Source organism: Pseudomonas sp. FGI182, from assembly GCF_000511325.1.
In the GTDB taxonomy this organism is placed as follows: Bacteria; Pseudomonadota; Gammaproteobacteria; order Pseudomonadales; family Pseudomonadaceae; genus Aquipseudomonas; species Aquipseudomonas putida_Z.
The window spans coordinates 3664750-3681679 of sequence record NZ_CP007012.1 but is presented as its reverse complement, the minus strand read 5'-3'; the positions used below and the strand labels follow the sequence as shown (position 1 = coordinate 3681679).

Sequence of the window (16930 nt, the reverse complement as noted above, 5' to 3'; positions counted from 1 at the left end):
GGTTGCTGAGTTAAAGTTTAGTGACATGATGAATTGGTGTCGATGATATAGCGCGGAAAGTGTGGTGATGTTTGTATAAGTGCTGGGGCGCATTTTCGGTAAGTTGGTTAAATTTTGGCGTGATAATTATTTGGTGAGACTATGGGTCAGCCTACGTATGTGGTAAAAATTAATAATAAAGCGAAGAAGTTTCGCGATCTAAATGGGATTTTTTCCTTTTTGAATGAAGAGAAAGAATACTGGTCGTGGCTGAGTACTTCTAACGTTAGATTTAGTATGCTGCAGGATCTTTATAGGTTTAGTTACACGAAGCCGCTCGAATCTGTGCGTTCGAGAGCCTCTGCTCTTCCTGAGGGCGAATCCTTCGAAGATGAGTTGGGTGGCAATGATTTTTTCTATATTGAAGCGTCTAGCCCGGAAGGTAAGCTAATTGATAGAGCTCGAAAAGAGCATGGGGCGATAGTTGCTGCTTTTGCTCTTTATTATTTGTCAGAAAATCGCTTGGTAAAAATATCCGCTGGCGACGCTGTTAGCTTTCAAGCGATGTTGGGCTTTGAGCGGGAGCGTGCATTGGGCGCGACCATCGCTCATAGCTTGATTGACGTTAAAGGAATGAAAAATAGCGCTGCAAAGGACGCTGCGTTCTCTTTGTATGAAAAGTTCCAGGAAGAGTATCAGCTTTCGGTCGGTTCCATAAGGCGGATGATTGAGGAAGCTGAAAACGATGCTGCGAGTTCTAGGGTGGCGTCGAATAATCAACACGTGAGGCAAGCGCGGAGATTTGAACGCCGACTGTATCGATATAAAGGATTGTTGGCGCGTGTTACAGCAGGAGCCCGTCGAGAGTTTACAGGTGCGGTTGAGGATGTAGCCGCAGCTAAAGCGGCGTACCATGATAATGTTGATTTGGCAGCTTCAGTAACATACTGGGCTTCTAGGGAAACGTATCATAAGGAAGCCAAGAAGAATGCTTTCTTGGGCGTTGTTTTTGGAATGTTCTTCATGTTTGTCGTGGTGGCATTCTATTATGGGATGAGTGGGATTTCGAAACAGTTCCATATGAATGAACCTGTCAAGACTTCGCAGGCTACTGTGTCAGATATGCCAGAAACAAACGTGCCCAAGAGCAAGGAGGCTAGCAGTGCTGTCGAAAAATTGGCTCAGGACGCGGCGGTTCCGGCTATGGCTACCTTCGTAATTGATATGGTGGGTGCTGTGCTGCTGCTAACAATTTTCGGTACTCTGATTAGGTTGGGGTTGCGACAATTTAATATCCATTCTCAAATGGAGTTGGATGCCGCAGAGAAAATCACTCTTACAAAGACTTATCTGGCTTTGCTGGGTGAAAATAAATTGGATTCGGCAGAGGATCGGCGTTTGGTTCTTGAAGGGATATTCAGGGCGTCTAATCCCAACGTAGCTGCTGCAGAGGCCGCTTTCTCGACACCTATTGAGCTAGTGCTCAAATCTATAAAGCAAAATTAGCTAATCAACCTTGTTGTAGACGTGTCAATTCGCGCTCGGCAGCCCGCCGAGCGTTCTTTTCACTCACATATACATGGCGCAGTCGCCTCGGCCTCGTCTGGTCGCCAGCTCTGACCGACTTCTGTTGCCCGGTGGCCGTGTCTCGGTAGAACGCGATAATGCCGGTGTATTCGATTTTGCCTTTCACGCCGTCCTCGAAGAGGCCATCAACGCTGTCCTCCGGCAACTTGCTTTCTAGCTCCAGGCTGACTGTGTAACCGGAACTGTCCGTCAGGCTGTGTTGCACGTTGCCGCCGTACCAGATGATTTCGTCGATTTCGGCCTTTACCCCCTGGAGCGTGTACGTCAGTTCGGGGATCAGGTCTGGCAGGCCTTTGGCCAGCGTATAGCTGAGCGTTGCGCTACCCCGCTGCAAGCGGTTCAGCTCTGCCCTGGCGGCCCGCAACGCGGACTGACGGTCGCTATAAGTGTGCCGCAGGTCCTTAAGGTTTTCGCCGCCCCCGGCGATCGCTTCCTGCTTTTTCGTGCTGTTGACGTCGTAGAAGTAGGCGCGCACACCGTCGTAGCTGTTGCGATCTGCCTGGAGGAAGCGGTGCTGGTCGCCGTCACGGCGGGTGAGGGTGATGTGTGGCAGGCTCAGGCCGCTGACGGTCTTGCCTCCACCTGCCGGCAGGCACACCAGGCAACCCGCTTTCACGGTGGCCACCGCATCGAAGTCCTCGCCGAGACGGGTCAGCAGGTTGGCATCGGACTCGTTGGCCTGGTCCAGCTGGTGGATCGTTTGGTCGGCCAGCGTGCCGGCTATCTTTGCGGTGAGTCCGTTACCCAGGGCAACGTCGCGTAGGACCTTGCCGAGCGTTGTGGTGCTCCAGCTGCGCTCGCGCTTGGTCTTGAGGCCCTTGCGCAGATCCGCCGATCGGGCTCGGATGCTCAGGACGTCCGGTGCGCCACTGTGCTCTGTTTCATCGACGATGTAGCTGCCCTTGTCGACAAGCCCTGTGTCGCTCCAGCCGAGCCAGAGGCGTATCACGGCTCCACGGGGCGGGATCGTCAGCAGGCCGTCGTGGTCGCTGAGCGTAATGCTCAGCTGATCCGCTTCGAGCCCCCGGTTGTCGGTCAATTGCAGGCTCATGAGGCGTGGCGCGATTCGCATGGCGATATCGTTCCCGTCCACGGTGATGCGAAACGCCGGTACCGGATAGGCAGCGTCTCGCTGCAATCCATCAATTGCATCGCGTAGGTAGCCGGTGACCTTCGAAATAGCCGCGTCAATCACATCAGGCCTCGCAGAATGTTCAGGCCGCCGCTCAATCCGGAACCGAGCAGGTCGATGCGACCGTCATCGATGCGCTTGAGGCTGATGGTGAAGTCGATGCGCCGGGCAGCGCCATCTCGGAAGAAGATAGTTCGGTTATCGCTCAGGCTTTCGATCACCCAGAGACCAAGCAATCGGCCCGTTCCTTCAACCAGCGGCCAGGCCTTGCCCGTATCGGCCATCTGGCGCAAGGCATCAAGGCTGACGGTGGTGCCCGCCAGCTCGGGCAGCAGCAATCCTGGGAGCGTAATGGCATCTTCGCCGCGGCCGAGGAACTGCCGTGCCGGCTGCGCTCCGACACGGTTGTTCGCAGCGTGTCGCCAATCGGTTTGTCGCTGCATTTCCTGGTAGGCCAGGGTGTGCAGGCTGAATACGAACATGCCCAGGGCGAGCATCATGGTGGGTTACTCCTGGTCAGAAAGGCGGCTGCGCTGACGGGCAGATTTCTCGCTGTTGCGGCGATCCAGTTCTGCGCTGACAGCACGGGCAATGGCTTGTGGGTCCATACCAGGTTCCGGGTGAATGTTGATGGTGATGACGTCGTGGCTGTCGCTGATGCTGGGCGCTGCGCCCGCAATAGGTGGCCGGCTGTCGAGGGTGATACCAGGTGCAGCGTTCGCTGCTAGGGATTGGCTGGTACCGACCTGGGGAGCAACAGCCTGCAGATCCCGTTGGCCCATGTTGGCAAACTGCTTGCTCAGGCTGACGACCTCGGCAACTGGTCGGCTGGTGTCGACCTTGGGCACCAATACCTGGACGTCAGGTGATGCGACGTTGGCCAGTTGCTTGCTCAGGCTGAGTACTTCGGCAGGGCGCTGCTGGTCCGATCCGGCCGGTGGCACTGCACCTTGGATGTCCAGGCGACCGACCTTGGCCAACTGGCTATTCAGTTCGGCAACGTTCGCTGGAATCGCCTGATCAGCGCCGGCCACCGCAAAGTTTTTGTCCAGCGTCCCGGCTTGGGCCAACTGCGCGCCTAAACTGCTTGCGCTCGTAACCAGACCCTTACTCGCCGCGACTTCTGGCGCGTTGGCCTGCAGGTCGAACTGACCGGCTTTCGTCAGGTCTTGCCCCATGCGAGCGACGGCATCCAGCGGAGCTTTTGCGCCGGCATTGACACCGACGGCCAGGCCCTCGGTCGTAAAACCACCCAGCTCGGCAAATACCCGTGATGGGCTGTGGATGCCGAGCTTCTCCTTGAACCAGCCGATTGCTGAATCGCCGAGATTGCCAATGGCGCTCTTGATCTGTCCCAGCCCTGCCAGCAGTCCATTGACCAGGCCGTTGACGATCATGCTGCCGAACTCGGTGAAGCGGGTCGGCAGCTCGATGCCTAGGTAATTCAGCACCCCCGCGAAGGCCTGATAGATCAGTCCGATCGGGTTGAAGTTGGCCAAAACGGTGAGAATGCCGCCGATTCCAGCACCGAAGCCCGCGCGAATTTCGGCCCAGGAGTTCGCGAAATACGCTTTGACCTGGTCCCAGTTCTGGTAGAGCAGGTACGCCCCGCCAGCCAGCACGGCGAGGACAGCAGCAATGGCCATCGCTACAGGGTTCGTGGCCAAGCCCCACAAGGCGATGCTGACAGCGCGAATTGCCGTCAGCAGTCCACCGCTGAACACGCTGGCCAGCTTCGCGACCACCGGCAGCACGCCGGCGCCCTTCACGCTGAACAGCGTCATGCCATAGCGCACCATGGCGAAGGGGCCGAGCAAACTGGCCATGGTGATTGCCAGGGCCCCGAAACCAGCGGCGAGCACTGCGACGGCCGCAACAACCTTCACCAGGCCGCCCGCCAGCCCAGGGTTCTCCCGGGCCCAAGCGCCGACGCTGGCTGCCATTTCGCCCAGCGAGGAAATCAGACCCTTGAGTTCCGGGGCGACTGCCGCACCAAACTCGGCCATGGCGTTGGTGAAGCTGCCCTCGGCCGCTTCCATGATGTTGCTCAGCGTTCCCAGTTGCTCGTTGACGCGAGTACGCAAGTCGGCCTGGTCCTGGAGCTTTTGCTGCACCTCCTGATACCCGGCCAGGCCTTTGTTCATCATGGTGTTGAGGACGGCCACGGTCTCAGCGTCGTCGCCAAACAGCGACTTGATCGTCGCTGTACGGTCTTCGTCGTTGAGTACCTTGAGCTTCTCGATCTGCTTGTAGAGGTTCTCCAGGCCCGCGAAGTTGCCATCGTCGTTTGTGAAGTTGAGCTTGATTCCTCGGCTTTTCAACGCGGTCGAGTCGTTGACATCCTCGACCCCGCCCTTGTCCAGGCCAGCCTGGAAAATCTTGCGGTAGGCGTTACCGGCAGCGCCACCCTCCATGCCGGCCTGGTCCATCATGATCAGCAAAGGCCCAAGCTCTTTGGCCGCTTCAATGCCGGTTTTCTTGATGACGTCCATCACCGGCGCGATTTTGCTGAAGCCTTGCAGCATGTTGCCTGGGTCAACGCCGGCATAGAACCCGCGCTGAATGGTGTCCATCAACGCCATCATGTCTTTTTCAGATGTGCGTGTAGCGTCCTGCATTTTCGCTGCGAACTCAGCGGATTCTTCCACCGGCATCTTCAACTGCACGCCCAGGTAGGCGGCCGCTTCACCGGTACCGCCAAGAATGCTCTGTGCGCTCAGGCCCTGCCGACGCAACATGGTCATCATGTTCTGGAAGTCGGCCGTGGTACCGGGCAGACGATCGCCCAGGCGAGTGGCGAGGTCGGTGATCTTCTGGAAGTCTTCGGCCACCTGGCCGTTGCTGCCCATCATCGAGACCTTCAGCTGTGTGGCCGAATCCTCGTTGGGCGCAAAGGCTTGAATCGCAGCCTTCACCGGCTGTGCTGCGGCGTAACCGGTGGCCAGGGCGGCCGCGCCGGTACCGGCCATGCTCGCTCCCAGGCGTTGTGCTTTTTCCAGCTCGCTACGGGCCTTGGCCAGCTTCGCCTGCTTGGCCGCCAGCTGGTCCATGCGCTTGGTCTGGGCGCTGATGGCTTCGTTGGTGGCGCTGATCTGGTCGCGCAGCTTGCGCTCATGGCTTGCCAGGTCGCGAGTACTGATCCCCGCGGCCGACAGCTTGGCGCGCAGAGCCTGGAGGCCCTGCTCTTGTGAGGAATGCTGGGATTTCAGGGCCCGCGCCTCGCGCAGGGCGGTGCGGAACTCCTGGTTGAGCCCCTGCATTGGTGCACGGGCTTCTTGCAGTTCGTTGCCAAGCGCCGACAGGCGCTCGCGATGCTCACGGGCTTCGGCCGCGCTGGCACGGTGTTGCTGCTGTAATTCCTTCTGGCTACCGCTGAGCTGGCGCACCAGCGTCAATTGCGCCTGCTGCTGGGTAACAAGGGCCGCATATTCGTTGCGCAGTTGCTCTGTGGGCTGGTTGGTCCTGCCAATCTGCTCGCCCAGGTCCCTGATGCGCTTGCGGTTTTCTTGCCATACCTGGTTGGCCGCTCGCGCCTGCTCGCGGGTTTGCTTCAGCTGCGTGGTAAGGGATTTGTGGCGATCGTTCAGGGCAGAGGTTTCGCCCTGGAGCTTGTCATAGCTTGCCTGGAGTGGTTGGACTGCACGCTCCTGGTCGCGCAGCGCGCCGGCCAGCTCCTGGACGCGGCTCTTGGTCGCGTTCAGGGCATCGGCGGTCTTGCGGGCTTCGGTGAGCTGGGAACGCCAAGCACTCACATCCTTCTGCTGGGCGTTCAGTTCCTTGAGGCTGTCCCGGGCAGCCTTGAGGGCTTTGGCAGTCTCTTGGCTGCCTTGGCTGATCTGGCGCAGCGGTGCGGTGGCTTTGTTGATCGCGCTCAACACCACTTCTAGGCGCAGGTCATTGGCCATTGTTGCTACTCCTCAACCGCGCCCGCTCGCGCCAGTCCATCAGTTCCTTCACGCCGAGCCCGTCCATGTCGCTCGGCGTCCAGTGGAAAACCACGGCCACATCGGCCATGGCATCTTCTACGCAACGAGGGACGCGTCCGTCTTCATCCGCTTCTGCAGCAAAAAACCGGAGACTTTCACGCCCACAGCGACCAGGTCGGCAGGGTCCAGGCGGCCGGCCTCGTACTCATTGAGCTCGCTGATGCGCGGGATCAGCTTGATCAGGCTCGCCACATCCATCTGCAGCAACTCGGACAGGTGGATACCGCGCAGCTCGCCTGCGGTCGGCTTGCGCAGCGTGATGACGGCAATTTCGGTTTTGCCACGCTGGATCGGGGTGTCCAGCTCGACCTGGTTGTCGTTCAGCTGTCTGGCTTCGGCAGTGGCTGCGGCGGTGGTGGCTTCGGTAATTTCCATGTTGGCTCCAGTGTTCTGTCAGGGGGTGGGATCAAATGCCCAGGTTTTTGCGTTGTTCGGCGAGCATGTCGACGCCGTCGATGATCTCGATGAAGTTGAGGAGGTCGACCTCGACCAGGACTTCGCCGTCGATGGTCAGCTTGTAGTAGCTGCAGGTGGTGGTGATGCTCTTCTCGGTGTCCTCACCGGCCTGGGCCTCGCCTGCCCCGATGGTTTCGTGACGACCGCGAACAACGATCTCGACGGCGGTGTGCTCGCCGGTATCGTCTTGCTGATAAGCGCCGGTGTAACGCAGCAGCACGGCATCAGCCTTGATGGCACCGAACTGGCGAATGACCTGGTCGTCGAAACCGCCGAGCTTCCACTCCAGCTGGATGCCGTCATCGCTCCAGCCGAGGTCAGCCTTGACGGGGCCATTCATACCGCCGCCGCGGTAGCCCTCCATCTTGCGGCTGAGCGGGGGCAGGGTGACGGTCTTACAAACGCCGAGATAGCTGCCGCCATCGTTGAACAGGTTGAGGTTCTTGAGCTTGCGTGGCATGGCCATGGGTATGGTCTCCGTCAGCTGTTGACGCGGCTGGCGAAGTCAGCCAGGTAGCGGTCGGTAATGCGCTGGCGCAGCGAGAGGTCCTCAAGCGGCGGCACAGGCGTGTAGTCGTAGTCGATGGCGAGCTTGCCGGCCTTGAGGGTTGCCTCGGTGTTGACCTGCTCGTCGTACCAGGCACTGCCGCCGATCAGGTAGCCGCCGGCGACCAGCTCGCGGAACTTGGCATTGATGCCTTCCAGCATGTCCCGGACCAGGGATGGGTGCATTGGCTTGTCGACTGCCCACAGGTGCGCCTCGGCCATGGTGTCGGCCAGGACTTGCGCGGTGCGGGTATAGTTCTCGAACGCGAACAGCGGGTCTTCGGTGCAGGTGCGCGAGCCCCAGAAACGGAAGCCGTCCTCGTTGATAAGGGTGGTCACCTCGTTGCTGTTGAGGTAATTCGCATCGGTTGCCGGGTTCTGCAGGTCCCAGAACACATCGGCGGTGATGCCGGTTACACCATTGACCGGAACGTTGGAGAGGGTCTTGTGCCAGCCAATCTCCTGGTCGATCTTGGCGCGCAGGCCCAAGGCTCGGGCTACCGCCGGTGCAGGGATGGTGCCATTGCTGGCCGTGCTCCACTGTTCGAAGTCCGGCCAGATGACCATGACTTCACGAGCGCCAAAGTTCTCCCGGTAGGCGACAGCCTCCTCCTTGGTCTTGCAGCCCGAGGCAGCGACGTACGCGAACGCGCGTAGCTGCTGGGCGATCGATACCAGGGCGGTGGCCACTGGCAGGGAGTCGAGGCCTGGCACACCCAGGATGCGCGGGGTGACCTTGAGACGGGTCTTGGAGGCCAGCAGCGCCTTCATACCGGTGTATTTGCCGGTTTCGGTGGTGGTGCCGATCAGGTTGCTGGTGGTTTCTTCTGGAGTCGCACCGGTTGCCACTCGTACGACGACGGTCGCAGGCTTGGTTTGGTCTGCAATCGCCTGAAGGCTGGCGGCCAGGGTACCTGTGGTACCAGCTTTGCCGATGGCGGACTGTACGTTGGTCAGCAGGACAGGGGTATCGAGCGGGAAAGCCGTGGCGTCGGCGTCGTCTGCGGTGCAGACTAAGCCGACGACGGCAGTGGAAACGGTTCGGATTGGGCGGGTGCCCTCGCTGATTTCGAGGACCCGGACGCCGTGATGGTATTCGTCGGCCATGGTTGAGTGCCTGTGCAGTGGTTGGATGACACTGCACAGACTGCCGCGCGCGACGGTTTGAAACGATTACGGGGGGGTGTAAGCTGCCTTCTCACAGGTTTGTCAGGATTTGCCGACGCCTACGACGCTGGCATTGATCGCCGCAATGGCGTGATCCGCGATAGCCTCGGCCTCGTCATGGGTGGCCGCCTTGAGCGCATCAACCTTCCCTTTGAGGCGCGCCGCGCGAATGGTGTAGAGCGCGCCTTTCCATTCAGCCGCCTCGGCCAGAATGTTCTCGGTCGCCGCCTGCGGAGTCAACCCGGCCGCATCGACCCAGGCCTGGACAGTGGCCGGCACCTCACCCTCAAAGCCGGCAGCCTTGAAAGCCGTCGCCTCTTGCTCGGTCAGCTGGTACTCGATCACGCGCAGGTTATTGCCCACGACCGCAGTGCGGGCCGAGTCCGCCGCTTCGTCAATCTGCTGGGCAGCCGCCAGGCGGGCAGCGCCGATCGGCAGACGGGCGTAGTCGAAGCCGTTGTAGTTGGAGCCGTCAAACGTGATGTTCAGGGATTCTTTGCGCATGGGTGCCTCACAGCTTAGTGACGTTGGTAATCAGCCAAGGGACGGTGTTTGGATCCTTGCCGGCAGCCACGCCGGTAATCAGCGAACCCTCAAGAGCAGTCGGGATAGTGCTGGCAATCGCCACAAAAGCGAGGGAGTTGATGCCAGGGCCGACAAGCTTGCCGGCGAAGGTGCCGGCCAAGGTGAACGCGACGTTGTACAGGTTGAACGGCAGGAAGGGCGGAATGCTATTACCGCCGGCATAAAGCAAGGCGTAGAAGTTGTCGAGCGGCAGCGCCAGTCCGGCCGTGTCTGGCAGTGCCAAGGTCAAATCAGCAAAGGTAATGGAAACCCGGCGCCCCACTTGGAAGCCCCCCATGCGCTTGGTGCCGGTACCCGTCGGGAAGTCTCTCAGTGTCAGCTTGCGCACATTACCCCCAACGGTATCGCCACGAATTACGATACCCCGGTTGCTAGCGGAGATTACCGAATCAAGCACGTAGTCCTTGACCAGAATGATGTCCACCGTCCCGCCGCCGGGGGTGTTGGCAAACGCTTGGTTGATGGTTTTCAGCGGGGCATCAACGGTGCCCGCTGCGGTATCCACGCCCAGGTCCTGATCGACGTAGAATGTTCGGCTGATGGCCGGAGCGGCGGCTACAGCAGCGGCCAGCGCCGCATCGATGCCTGCCTTTTTACCGTTGAACGTGTCAATCAGGGCCTTGCCTGTCGAAGTCAGCGCAGCAATTTCGGTTTCGAGACTCATAGGGTTCTCATGCTCCGTAAATATGTTGGGTCAGTTGGTTTTGGGTGGAGAGGATCGAATCGGCCGCGCTAATACCCATGCTCAGCAGGCCCTCATGATCAACGGCATGTACGCGTTCGGCCTCAGTCATGCGTACCTGCAGCCGCCCCAGCTGCTCGCTGGTGATGCGCTGCAGCCGCGTCAGCTCAGTGATTTGTTCTTGCTGCTGGAAGTTGCGCAACTGCTCGCCCATGAGCGAGGCCGCCAGCGCCGCCATCGGCTCGGCCAAGGACAGATTCAGCCCGGCCGCCGTGGTGTTGATCGTCACGCTATTGGCCGGCAGGGCCGACAGCGACAGGTCGTAAGCCAGCAGCAACTGGTCACCAGCGGGCTTGTAGTTCAGCGCCTCGGTGGGGTGCGACCAAACCGCCAGAAGCGTGCCGTCGCTCAGCAGATAGCCGATTTCACGCACCCAAAAGGCCAAAGGGCCATCCGCAACGGCGGTCAAGTGCAGCAACGTGCTGGTCAGCTTCTCGCCGCCCGCAATCGGGTACTTGGCCACCTGGTTGCGCAGGGTTTTCTGCTCGTTGCTCGGGGTGTAATTTCCGGTACCAACCACAATGTGGGTGATCTCAGCCGAAAAGCCTGAATTGGTCGCGTTGAAGATCGCTGCCAGGCCGGCCTTGGTAATGACAGGTTGTAAAGCAGTACTCATAGAACAGCCTCCATCGTGCCGCGCACGACGACGTAACCTTGTGCCGCGTTGGCGGCGATAAGGCCCGATTCAGCGTTGATTGGAACGCCCTGTGCCTCGGCAGTACGCCGGTGAACACCGAGCATGTTGGCGGCATTGGCAAACTGCAGCGTTTGCGCCGATGGATCGGCAGGTACCGGCGCCGGCTCCATCGTTCGGCGCTGCAGTGAGCGTGCTTGCACGGCATTGGCCAGGACAAAGCCGCCATCGAAGCGCGCACCCAGCCGGAATTCGTAGTGGCTTCGTTCGTTTTTAGCTGCATCGACCAGCGCGCGTAGGCGCTGATACAGCTGCGGCGAAATGATCGAGCCTTCACCTGGGCGGTTGTTGTTCGCCCAGGCGGTGAGCTGGAACGTGAATGGCACTGCACCTGGGATCTGCTGCCATTCCTTGAACTCGCAGTTGACGTTGACGGCGCGCAGTACCCGCTTGACGGCGCCCACGGTGCCCTTGGTCTTGTGGATCGGGATCGCCTGGTTGGCCAGGTCACGTTGCTGGGCTTCAGTCTCTGCAGCTTCCCAGCCCTCGACCTTCATCGCCCAGGCAAGCCAGGGCAGGAAGTTGGGCGGGCATCTGGCAGAGTCGGCAACCCCCCGGATTTCCTCGGGCTCTATGCCAAAGTCTCGGGCTGCCTCCAGGACCCTTTCCAGAAGGGTGGCATTGCTCGGCAGCAGGCTCATGCGGCCACCTCAGTGGTGAGCGTGATGCTGGTGCAGTTAGGGAAATGCCGCTTGTCGCAAACGACATCAGCTGTGGGGTTGGTCAAACGCACCCGGCGAACGCCTGGTACGTGCAGCGCGGCATAAATCGCGGACATCGGTAGCTCACCCTCCAGCTGTCGCGAACTGGCGATCAAGGCGTCCAGGTTGGCTCGCGAGGCTGCTTTAACCACCACCGGGTCGGGTCCGTTTTCGAGTTCGAGCACAGCATTCACGGCGTAGTCTGTTGCCTGTCCGGCAATGGCACGCGGGCGATCGGTGATGGGGCGCACGTCTTCGGCGATGAGCGCCTGCTGCACCAGCTGGACCAGGTCAGCAGAGGGAATCTGGCTGTTGAGATGGGGCAACACAGCCAGCGAAACATCACCTGGAAGTGGGTTGGACAAGCCCGCCGGGTAGTCGCAAACCAGAACAATGGCCCCGGCCGGTAACTGTGCCTGAAGCGCTGGGGAGATCTGGGCGGCAATGAATGTCGGCGAATCGACCGAAACGCTCGCGATGCTTGCCGAAGCGCTCAGCCCGTGGAACTCATAGGCACCGCGGCTGCCAGCGACCGACAAGGCTTCCAGCGACAACCTGGTGCGATAGCGCAGGGCCTCATCGCCTTCCATGACGGCCGCAACCGGTGGAGCGGCTGTCAGGTCGGCAGGCGTGATGACCAGGCGCTGCACGCCGTAGTCGGCGGCGCGGTTGTCCAGGTCAGCGCCTTTGGCATAGGCCAGAAGGCTGGCCTTTGCCGCATCGTTGATGCGTTGGCGCAACACCAGTTCGCGATACGCGCTTTCCTGCAGCAGTTTGACCATTGGATCTGAATCGAGCGCCAGGCGTGCCGCCACGGCAGCCTGCTCATCGACGGGATACAGACTCACTAGGCGTGCCTTGCGTGCGTCGAGGATGGCCTCGTAATCCAGCGTCTCGACCAGGTCGGGCGCTGGCAGCTGGCTCAGGTCGATCATTCGTGTGCCGGTCATCCGGTGGCCCCCAGTTGCAGAGGCGTGCGAATGCTGAGCGGCGCGTTGGTGTCAATTTGCCTGGCTTCGATTTCAAGGGTGGCTGATCCCGACATGGCATCGACATCGAGACGAACCTTGGTGAGGGTGATCCTGGGCTCCCACTTCATGATGGCCATGGCTGAGGCGGCGTAAAGGCGCAGCCGCGTTGCTGAATTCTGGGGTTGGTCAATCAGTTCGGGGATCAGGCTGCCGTAGTCGCGGCGCATCAATCTGGTCCCGATACGGGTAGTGAGGATGTCCACGATCGATTGAATGATGTGGTCTTCTTCCCCGATGGCTTCTCCGGTGTGTCGGTTCATTTCACGGGGACCCCTGTTTTGCCTGGGCCGCTCATGACGCCGCCGTGCAGGTGGTTGACCAGGCTGATTTCCTGGGCCACGACGTCTTCCGAGACGATCACCGTGCCGGTGACGTTCTGGTTGCCTTTTTGGGTGTAGTCCCCTTGATGGACTATGTCGCCGACGATGCGAATTCCGCCGTCACTGATGAGCTCGGTAGTTCCACCCGACGGAAGTGCAGCGCTCAGGTGGTGAGCTTCGCTGTCGTATTCGATGACGGCGCCGTCTGCATAGGTACGGCGGTGCAGGCCTGGGCGGTCTCCATTCGCTGGAATGAGATCGCTGAAGAGCCCGGTGATTGCCACGCCGTTGGCGAGTTGGCCGCTCGGTGAAAGAAGGATGACCTGCTCGTTGACGGTGGGTGGGTCCCACTCTCGGTCGGCGCCGGTGCGGAGGGCGAGCCACGGCAACCAGGTGGTCAGCAACTCGCCAGTTCGCACCCGCACGCGAGGCGGCTTGTGCTGCACCTCGGCAATGGTGCCAAAGCGGACAAGGTTTTCTATGAGGCGGGCAAGTTCGGCGAGGCTGTTCATGCTGGTGATGGTCGCGCCGCCTACGCGTGCGCGCATCACCAGGGCCTTGTAGGGAGGGCTGTTACAGGGTCAGATGAGCGAGCAAGGTGTCGCGAACCTGGTCGAGTTCGGTGTCCGTGAGGCCGAGGAGTTCCCGCTGATCGTATTGGACTGCGGGGGCATTGCGGGCTGCACGATCCCGTAGGCCTTCCTGGTGCACCCGCGCAATCCTGGCGATCCGCCCGGTGAAACCCACGGTGGCCGCGTTGCCGTCACCACGGGCTTTCATGAAGGTCGCGGAGCGCAGCTTCTGGAACATCTTCACTTTGGCGCGGATTCGCCCTTTTTTGCCGCGCATTTGTCGTGGTTTGCGGGGCACATACGCCGAACCGTCCGGGTTCTGTTGCGCTGTGATGCGCCGCTGCTGGCTGCGCCTGAGTTGTTGGGCTATTGAGCGGGCCAGCTTGGAGCGCTCCGCCGGCTCGATGCGCTGTAGGAGCGGACTTACCCAGTCCTCCAGGGCTTCAAGATCAGCCATGGTCTGGTCGCCTTGGATGCGGTACCGACAACGCCATGCCTTCCGGCGCCGACGGCGGCAGCCAAGAGGCCAGCGGCTGGCCATCCGCGTAGATGGTCACCTCGCCATAGTCCTGGTATGGCTCGTACTGCGGTTCGCCGGGGTGGGTGACGTCATAGGTCCCGTCCGCCTGGCGCTTGACCACGACACGTTCGGTCAGCGGCAGGGTAATGCTCATGTCCACCTTGCTCCGGTCGATAAGGTCGACCTCGAACTTGACGCTGTTGGCGGACTTTTCGAGGTTGACCAACAGTTCCGACTGGTTGACCCGGAGCCAGCCCAGAATCGGCAGCATCACGCTGTCGGGGTGGCCCGCGAAGTCGGTCAGGATGATTTGCAGCGTGTAGCTGTATTCGAACGACAGGGTTGGAGCCGCAGTGCAGCGGACCTTACCGGCGTCAATGAACATCAGCAGCGCATCGGGGTTTGGCTTGAGGCCAGGGACGGCCGCGAGCAGATGGTCGCGGAGGCTATTGGGCTTGTTCATGGGTTCACCTGGTGCTGATAGACACGGTCGACTTGGGCGGCACATTCGGCCCAGGCCTGTTCAACAATGTCCTGGTCATTGAGAAGGTCCCCGTTGGCCGTCGGCGCCGACGCCGGCAGGACGCACGGGACCACCACCGGACAGCCATTGACGGTAAGCGTCGGCGCCGGTGAGGGCGGGACGCTCCCGCAGCCGGCGAGCAGCATCAGGCAGAAGCTGGCGAGCCCAGTCCCGGAGTTGGTCATTTTCATGCTTGAGTGCCTCGATTGTGCGTTGGCGGGTGGCCAAGCCCTGGCGCAGTTCACCCTGGGTCTTCAGGAGTTGGGCCTGGCCGTTGCGCTCGCGCTCCAGGGTGGATTTCAGCTCGGTGGCGGTGGCCAGGTTGCGGCGGGCATCGTCCTGGGCGGTTGTGAGCTGGCCTTCCAGCCCCTTGGTCTTGGCCTTCTCAGTCCCGAGCAGGAGCTGTTGACCCCAACCCCACAGCCCGGCCGACACCGCGGCGAACAGAGCACCGGCCAGCACCCCGTCGCGCAGTTCCATCAGGCTGCCTCCTGTCCGCAGCCGCAGTCCTGGTGCCGCTCAAAGGCGCGTTGCAGCTTCACGTCGTATAGGTTCCGCTTGTAGTCCGGGCCGTTGTACAGCTCGGCCACCTTGGCCCATTTGAGCGACTTGAGGGCCTTCAGCAGGGTAGGGTCGGCCTCGATGTAGCGGACGAAGGCCTCCAACTGGTCCGACTCGCTGCGGCTCATAGCATCGACGAAGGCCTGGACGCTGGGATAGCCCAGTCGCTCCCAGTGGAAGCCCATCACCTGGAAGGCGCCCCAGCTGCAGGATTCCGGGGCGGCCTGCTCGTCGATCATCCGGGCCTGGGCCAAGCGCTGGTGTTCTGCGGTACCGCCGACATAGCCGCCAAACTTCGGATTGACCAAGGCCGGGAACTGCTTGGCCAGCTCGTCGGCACGCTGGCGAAGTTGATCGGTCAGCTGCTCCAGCTCGTCCTGGTCGTCACCGGGCCGGCGGATCTTCTGCAGGCGGGCGTACATGATGTGTCGCTCGTACAGGATCACCGGCTTGCCGTTATCCAAGAAGCCACGCCCATTGGACTCGACCTCGTTCAGCGCGTACACGGCCGCCAGGGGCACGCCCAGGCGGTCGGCGGCCAGGACCATGTCGACATTTTTCAGCAGATGGGCGCAATCAGCGCCCTGTAGGCTGGCCAAGGTTTTCGGGCCTGCGATACCGTCCGCGACCAGGCCTGCCCGATGCTGGTAGGTGCGGACAGCGGCCTCGGTGGCGTCACCGTACACGCCGTCGACGCCGATCTTGGCGCCGCGGTCAATGAGTTTGCGCTGCAGGTCGCGCACCGCCTGGGAGCGGTCGCCGTGGCGAAGGGTCATAGGGTTCCCTCCTTACGAGTGAAAGTTTTCTTCGCTGCCGCCCGAACGAACTCGATGCCCAGCAGGCCGATCAGGCCCCCGAAGAAAGGTGCGGCGGTCAGTGGGATGCCGATCAACGACAGCCCATGGCTGGCCGATAGGGCAACGAATCCGCACAGCGGTGCCTCGATGACCAGTTGGCGGAGCTTCCCGCCGCCATAGACAACCCGCAGGGCGGCAATCAGGGCCGCCAGCAGGCCGGCATACAGCCCGGGCCAGTTGTTTTCGAGCCATGTTGCGAGAAAGGCCCAGGTTTCAGGACGGTCAGGCATGGGAGTCCTTCCATGGTTTCGGATTGGTTTGGTCATGGGCAGTCACTCCCACAGGTTCACCATCTGGCGCTCAGGCGCAGAGGTTTGGATATCAGGTAGGTCGACCAGCACGCCGGCCTTGAGCACCGGGCCGAGGGCGGCCAGGCCAGGGTTGGCGTCGAGGACAGTCTCAACGACACCCGCAGTTCGGCCGTAGTGACGCCAGCACAGCGCGTCGACGGTATCGTTTTGCTGGGTGCGGAGTTGAGTGGACATCACAGCAGCTCCACGGTGGTGCGGGAGGTCCCAAGGATGTCCCGAATAGCCCAGCGCTGATCGCGGCGGTAGTCGTCGATCGTCGGCTCGGTTCTGTCGGCCTCTTCGGCACCGCTGCGAGTGGTGTCGTAGCTGCGGTACCGCTCACAAACCTCGGCACCGGCCGCGCACTCGACCGCACGTTGATACAGGTAAACCAGCTGGGATTGGCCCTTCACCCTCTCGCTTGGGACTGCCTCAAGCGAGGCGTAGCCCGCCGCCTGTTTGGCCTCACGCCATGCCGACAGCTCGCGATTTACGCTGATGACAGCGGCAATCACGGCGGTCTCAAGCCGGGCAGCGGTGACGCTGGAATCGATGCGCAGGGTCTCGCGCAGCTTGTCCAGATCGATCGAGGGCCAAAAGGCCTCGCTGTTGATGTGCACGCCGGGTACGGAAGGACTGGGCGCCAGGCCGCCAGGAATGAATCCACTCATGATCGCGGTG

Annotated in this window: 22 protein-coding genes and 1 pseudogene; 1 reads left to right on the top strand and 22 read right to left on the bottom strand. The window is 61.1% G+C overall.

All coding sequences use genetic code 11. The features are described from left to right. Positions 1 to 141 precede the first annotated feature (141 nt). A complete protein-coding gene (locus C163_RS16270) occupies positions 142 to 1485 on the top strand; it encodes a hypothetical protein (RefSeq protein ID WP_155951632.1) in 1344 nt (447 codons plus the stop codon). Between the two features lie 4 nt (positions 1486 to 1489). Here the strand turns inward: C163_RS16270 and C163_RS16265 are convergent, their stop codons facing one another. From C163_RS16265 to C163_RS16165, 22 genes and pseudogenes are all read right to left on the bottom strand, one after another. Beyond that, positions 1490 to 2761 carry a phage late control D family protein gene (locus C163_RS16265; RefSeq protein WP_025339746.1) on the bottom strand — a complete coding sequence of 424 codons (1272 nt, stop codon included), beginning with the start codon at positions 2759 to 2761 and terminating at the stop codon, positions 1490 to 1492. Then, a complete protein-coding gene (locus C163_RS16260; RefSeq protein WP_025339745.1) occupies positions 2758 to 3198 on the bottom strand; it encodes a phage tail protein in 441 nt (146 codons plus the stop codon). Before C163_RS16260 ends, C163_RS16265 begins: the two co-directional genes overlap by 4 nt. 6 nt (positions 3199 to 3204) lie before the next feature. After that, positions 3205 to 6603: a phage tail tape measure protein gene (locus tag C163_RS16255; RefSeq protein ID WP_025339744.1), complete on the bottom strand. Its 3399-nt coding sequence runs from the start codon at positions 6601 to 6603 to the stop codon at positions 3205 to 3207. Continuing rightward, positions 6593 to 6712: a GpE family phage tail protein gene (locus tag C163_RS26605; RefSeq protein WP_025339743.1), complete on the bottom strand. Its 120-nt coding sequence runs from the start codon at positions 6710 to 6712 to the stop codon at positions 6593 to 6595. The genes C163_RS16255 and C163_RS26605 overlap by 11 nt, the downstream gene beginning before the upstream one ends. 8 nt (positions 6713 to 6720) lie before the next feature. Then, the gene (locus C163_RS16245) at positions 6721 to 7059 is read right to left on the bottom strand and encodes a phage tail assembly protein (RefSeq protein ID WP_025339742.1); all 339 of its coding nucleotides are present in this window, start codon (positions 7057 to 7059) and stop codon (positions 6721 to 6723) included. A 31-nt stretch (positions 7060 to 7090) separates the two neighbouring features. Beyond that, positions 7091 to 7606 carry a phage major tail tube protein gene (locus tag C163_RS16240; RefSeq protein WP_025339741.1) on the bottom strand — a complete coding sequence of 172 codons (516 nt, stop codon included), beginning with the start codon at positions 7604 to 7606 and terminating at the stop codon, positions 7091 to 7093. A gap of 14 nt (positions 7607 to 7620) precedes the next feature. Further along, entirely contained in the window at positions 7621 to 8793 is a 1173-nt protein-coding gene (locus tag C163_RS16235) for a phage tail sheath protein (protein ID WP_025339740.1), read from the bottom strand. 102 nt (positions 8794 to 8895) lie between these two features. Further along, the gene (locus C163_RS16230; RefSeq protein ID WP_025339739.1) at positions 8896 to 9357 is read right to left on the bottom strand and encodes a hypothetical protein; all 462 of its coding nucleotides are present in this window, start codon (positions 9355 to 9357) and stop codon (positions 8896 to 8898) included. A gap of 7 nt (positions 9358 to 9364) precedes the next feature. Then, positions 9365 to 10102 carry a hypothetical protein gene (locus tag C163_RS16225; protein WP_025339738.1) on the bottom strand — a complete coding sequence of 246 codons (738 nt, stop codon included), beginning with the start codon at positions 10100 to 10102 and terminating at the stop codon, positions 9365 to 9367. Positions 10103 to 10109: 7 nt separating this feature from the next. Continuing rightward, the gene (locus C163_RS16220; protein WP_025339737.1) at positions 10110 to 10796 is read right to left on the bottom strand and encodes a phage tail protein; all 687 of its coding nucleotides are present in this window, start codon (positions 10794 to 10796) and stop codon (positions 10110 to 10112) included. Beyond that, positions 10793 to 11515, bottom strand: coding sequence for a phage tail protein I (locus tag C163_RS16215; protein ID WP_025339736.1), 723 nt, complete (start codon positions 11513 to 11515; stop codon positions 10793 to 10795). The genes C163_RS16220 and C163_RS16215 overlap by 4 nt, the downstream gene beginning before the upstream one ends. Further along, on the bottom strand, positions 11512 to 12510 hold the full coding sequence (locus C163_RS16210; RefSeq protein ID WP_025339735.1) for a baseplate J/gp47 family protein: 999 nt from the start codon (positions 12508 to 12510) through the stop codon (positions 11512 to 11514). Before C163_RS16210 ends, C163_RS16215 begins: the two co-directional genes overlap by 4 nt. Positions 12511 to 12521: 11 nt before the next feature. Continuing rightward, positions 12522 to 12866, bottom strand: coding sequence for a GPW/gp25 family protein (locus C163_RS16205; RefSeq protein ID WP_025339734.1), 345 nt, complete (start codon positions 12864 to 12866; stop codon positions 12522 to 12524). Next, positions 12863 to 13438, bottom strand: coding sequence for a phage baseplate assembly protein V (locus C163_RS16200; RefSeq protein ID WP_025339733.1), 576 nt, complete (start codon positions 13436 to 13438; stop codon positions 12863 to 12865). Before C163_RS16200 ends, C163_RS16205 begins: the two co-directional genes overlap by 4 nt. A gap of 61 nt (positions 13439 to 13499) precedes the next feature. Then, on the bottom strand, positions 13500 to 13955 hold the full coding sequence (locus tag C163_RS16195; protein ID WP_025339732.1) for a phage virion morphogenesis protein: 456 nt from the start codon (positions 13953 to 13955) through the stop codon (positions 13500 to 13502). After that, positions 13948 to 14481 carry a phage tail protein gene (locus tag C163_RS16190; protein WP_025339731.1) on the bottom strand — a complete coding sequence of 178 codons (534 nt, stop codon included), beginning with the start codon at positions 14479 to 14481 and terminating at the stop codon, positions 13948 to 13950. Before C163_RS16190 ends, C163_RS16195 begins: the two co-directional genes overlap by 8 nt. Continuing rightward, positions 14478 to 14687 carry an Rz1-like lysis system protein LysC gene (lysC, locus tag C163_RS27405; protein ID WP_256220370.1) on the bottom strand — a complete coding sequence of 70 codons (210 nt, stop codon included), beginning with the start codon at positions 14685 to 14687 and terminating at the stop codon, positions 14478 to 14480. Before lysC ends, C163_RS16190 begins: the two co-directional genes overlap by 4 nt. Further along, positions 14653 to 15021, bottom strand: a pseudogene (locus tag C163_RS27530) (LysB family phage lysis regulatory protein); the annotation flags it as partial. The gene lysC and the pseudogene C163_RS27530, both read right to left, overlap by 35 nt. After that, positions 15021 to 15878, bottom strand: coding sequence for an N-acetylmuramidase family protein (locus tag C163_RS16180; protein WP_025339729.1), 858 nt, complete (start codon positions 15876 to 15878; stop codon positions 15021 to 15023). The gene C163_RS16180 and the pseudogene C163_RS27530, both read right to left, overlap by 1 nt. Beyond that, entirely contained in the window at positions 15875 to 16189 is a 315-nt protein-coding gene (locus tag C163_RS16175; RefSeq protein ID WP_025339728.1) for a phage holin, lambda family, read from the bottom strand. Before C163_RS16175 ends, C163_RS16180 begins: the two co-directional genes overlap by 4 nt. Positions 16190 to 16231: 42 nt before the next feature. Then, on the bottom strand, positions 16232 to 16444 hold the full coding sequence (locus C163_RS16170; protein WP_025339727.1) for a tail protein X: 213 nt from the start codon (positions 16442 to 16444) through the stop codon (positions 16232 to 16234). Then, positions 16444 to 16920, bottom strand: a complete 477-nt coding sequence (locus C163_RS16165) for a head completion/stabilization protein (protein WP_025339726.1) — start codon at positions 16918 to 16920, stop codon at positions 16444 to 16446. The genes C163_RS16170 and C163_RS16165 overlap by 1 nt, the downstream gene beginning before the upstream one ends. Positions 16921 to 16930: the final 10 nt, after the last annotated feature.

Bases quoted from the DNA above. Each gene is read 5' to 3' on its own strand.
- C163_RS16230 (WP_025339739.1), bottom strand. From the start codon at position 9,357: ATGCGCAAAGAATCCCTGAACATCACGTTTGACGGCTCCAACTACAAC.
- C163_RS16235 (WP_025339740.1), bottom strand. From the start codon at position 8,793: ATGGCCGACGAATACCATCACGGCGTCCGGGTCCTCGAAATCAGCGAG.
- C163_RS16270 (WP_155951632.1), top strand. From the start codon at position 142: ATGGGTCAGCCTACGTATGTGGTAAAAATTAATAATAAAGCGAAGAAG.
- C163_RS16220 (WP_025339737.1), bottom strand. From the start codon at position 10,796: ATGAGTACTGCTTTACAACCTGTCATTACCAAGGCCGGCCTGGCAGCG.
- C163_RS16195 (WP_025339732.1), bottom strand. From the start codon at position 13,955: ATGGCTGATCTTGAAGCCCTGGAGGACTGGGTAAGTCCGCTCCTACAG.
- C163_RS16200 (WP_025339733.1), bottom strand. From the start codon at position 13,438: ATGAACAGCCTCGCCGAACTTGCCCGCCTCATAGAAAACCTTGTCCGC.
- C163_RS16190 (WP_025339731.1), bottom strand. From the start codon at position 14,481: ATGAACAAGCCCAATAGCCTCCGCGACCATCTGCTCGCGGCCGTCCCT.
- lysC (WP_256220370.1), bottom strand. From the start codon at position 14,687: ATGCTGCTCGCCGGCTGCGGGAGCGTCCCGCCCTCACCGGCGCCGACG.
- C163_RS16170 (WP_025339727.1), bottom strand. From the start codon at position 16,444: ATGTCCACTCAACTCCGCACCCAGCAAAACGATACCGTCGACGCGCTG.
- C163_RS16255 (WP_025339744.1), bottom strand. From the start codon at position 6,603: ATGGCCAATGACCTGCGCCTAGAAGTGGTGTTGAGCGCGATCAACAAA.
- C163_RS16205 (WP_025339734.1), bottom strand. From the start codon at position 12,866: ATGAACCGACACACCGGAGAAGCCATCGGGGAAGAAGACCACATCATT.
- C163_RS16175 (WP_025339728.1), bottom strand. From the start codon at position 16,189: ATGCCTGACCGTCCTGAAACCTGGGCCTTTCTCGCAACATGGCTCGAA.
- C163_RS16240 (WP_025339741.1), bottom strand. From the start codon at position 7,606: ATGGCCATGCCACGCAAGCTCAAGAACCTCAACCTGTTCAACGATGGC.
- C163_RS16215 (WP_025339736.1), bottom strand. From the start codon at position 11,515: ATGAGCCTGCTGCCGAGCAATGCCACCCTTCTGGAAAGGGTCCTGGAG.
- C163_RS16165 (WP_025339726.1), bottom strand. From the start codon at position 16,920: ATGAGTGGATTCATTCCTGGCGGCCTGGCGCCCAGTCCTTCCGTACCC.
- C163_RS16245 (WP_025339742.1), bottom strand. From the start codon at position 7,059: ATGGAAATTACCGAAGCCACCACCGCCGCAGCCACTGCCGAAGCCAGA.
- C163_RS26605 (WP_025339743.1), bottom strand. From the start codon at position 6,712: ATGGCCGATGTGGCCGTGGTTTTCCACTGGACGCCGAGCGACATGGAC.
- C163_RS16260 (WP_025339745.1), bottom strand. From the start codon at position 3,198: ATGATGCTCGCCCTGGGCATGTTCGTATTCAGCCTGCACACCCTGGCC.
- C163_RS16225 (WP_025339738.1), bottom strand. From the start codon at position 10,102: ATGAGTCTCGAAACCGAAATTGCTGCGCTGACTTCGACAGGCAAGGCC.
- C163_RS16210 (WP_025339735.1), bottom strand. From the start codon at position 12,510: ATGATCGACCTGAGCCAGCTGCCAGCGCCCGACCTGGTCGAGACGCTG.
- C163_RS16180 (WP_025339729.1), bottom strand. From the start codon at position 15,878: ATGACCCTTCGCCACGGCGACCGCTCCCAGGCGGTGCGCGACCTGCAG.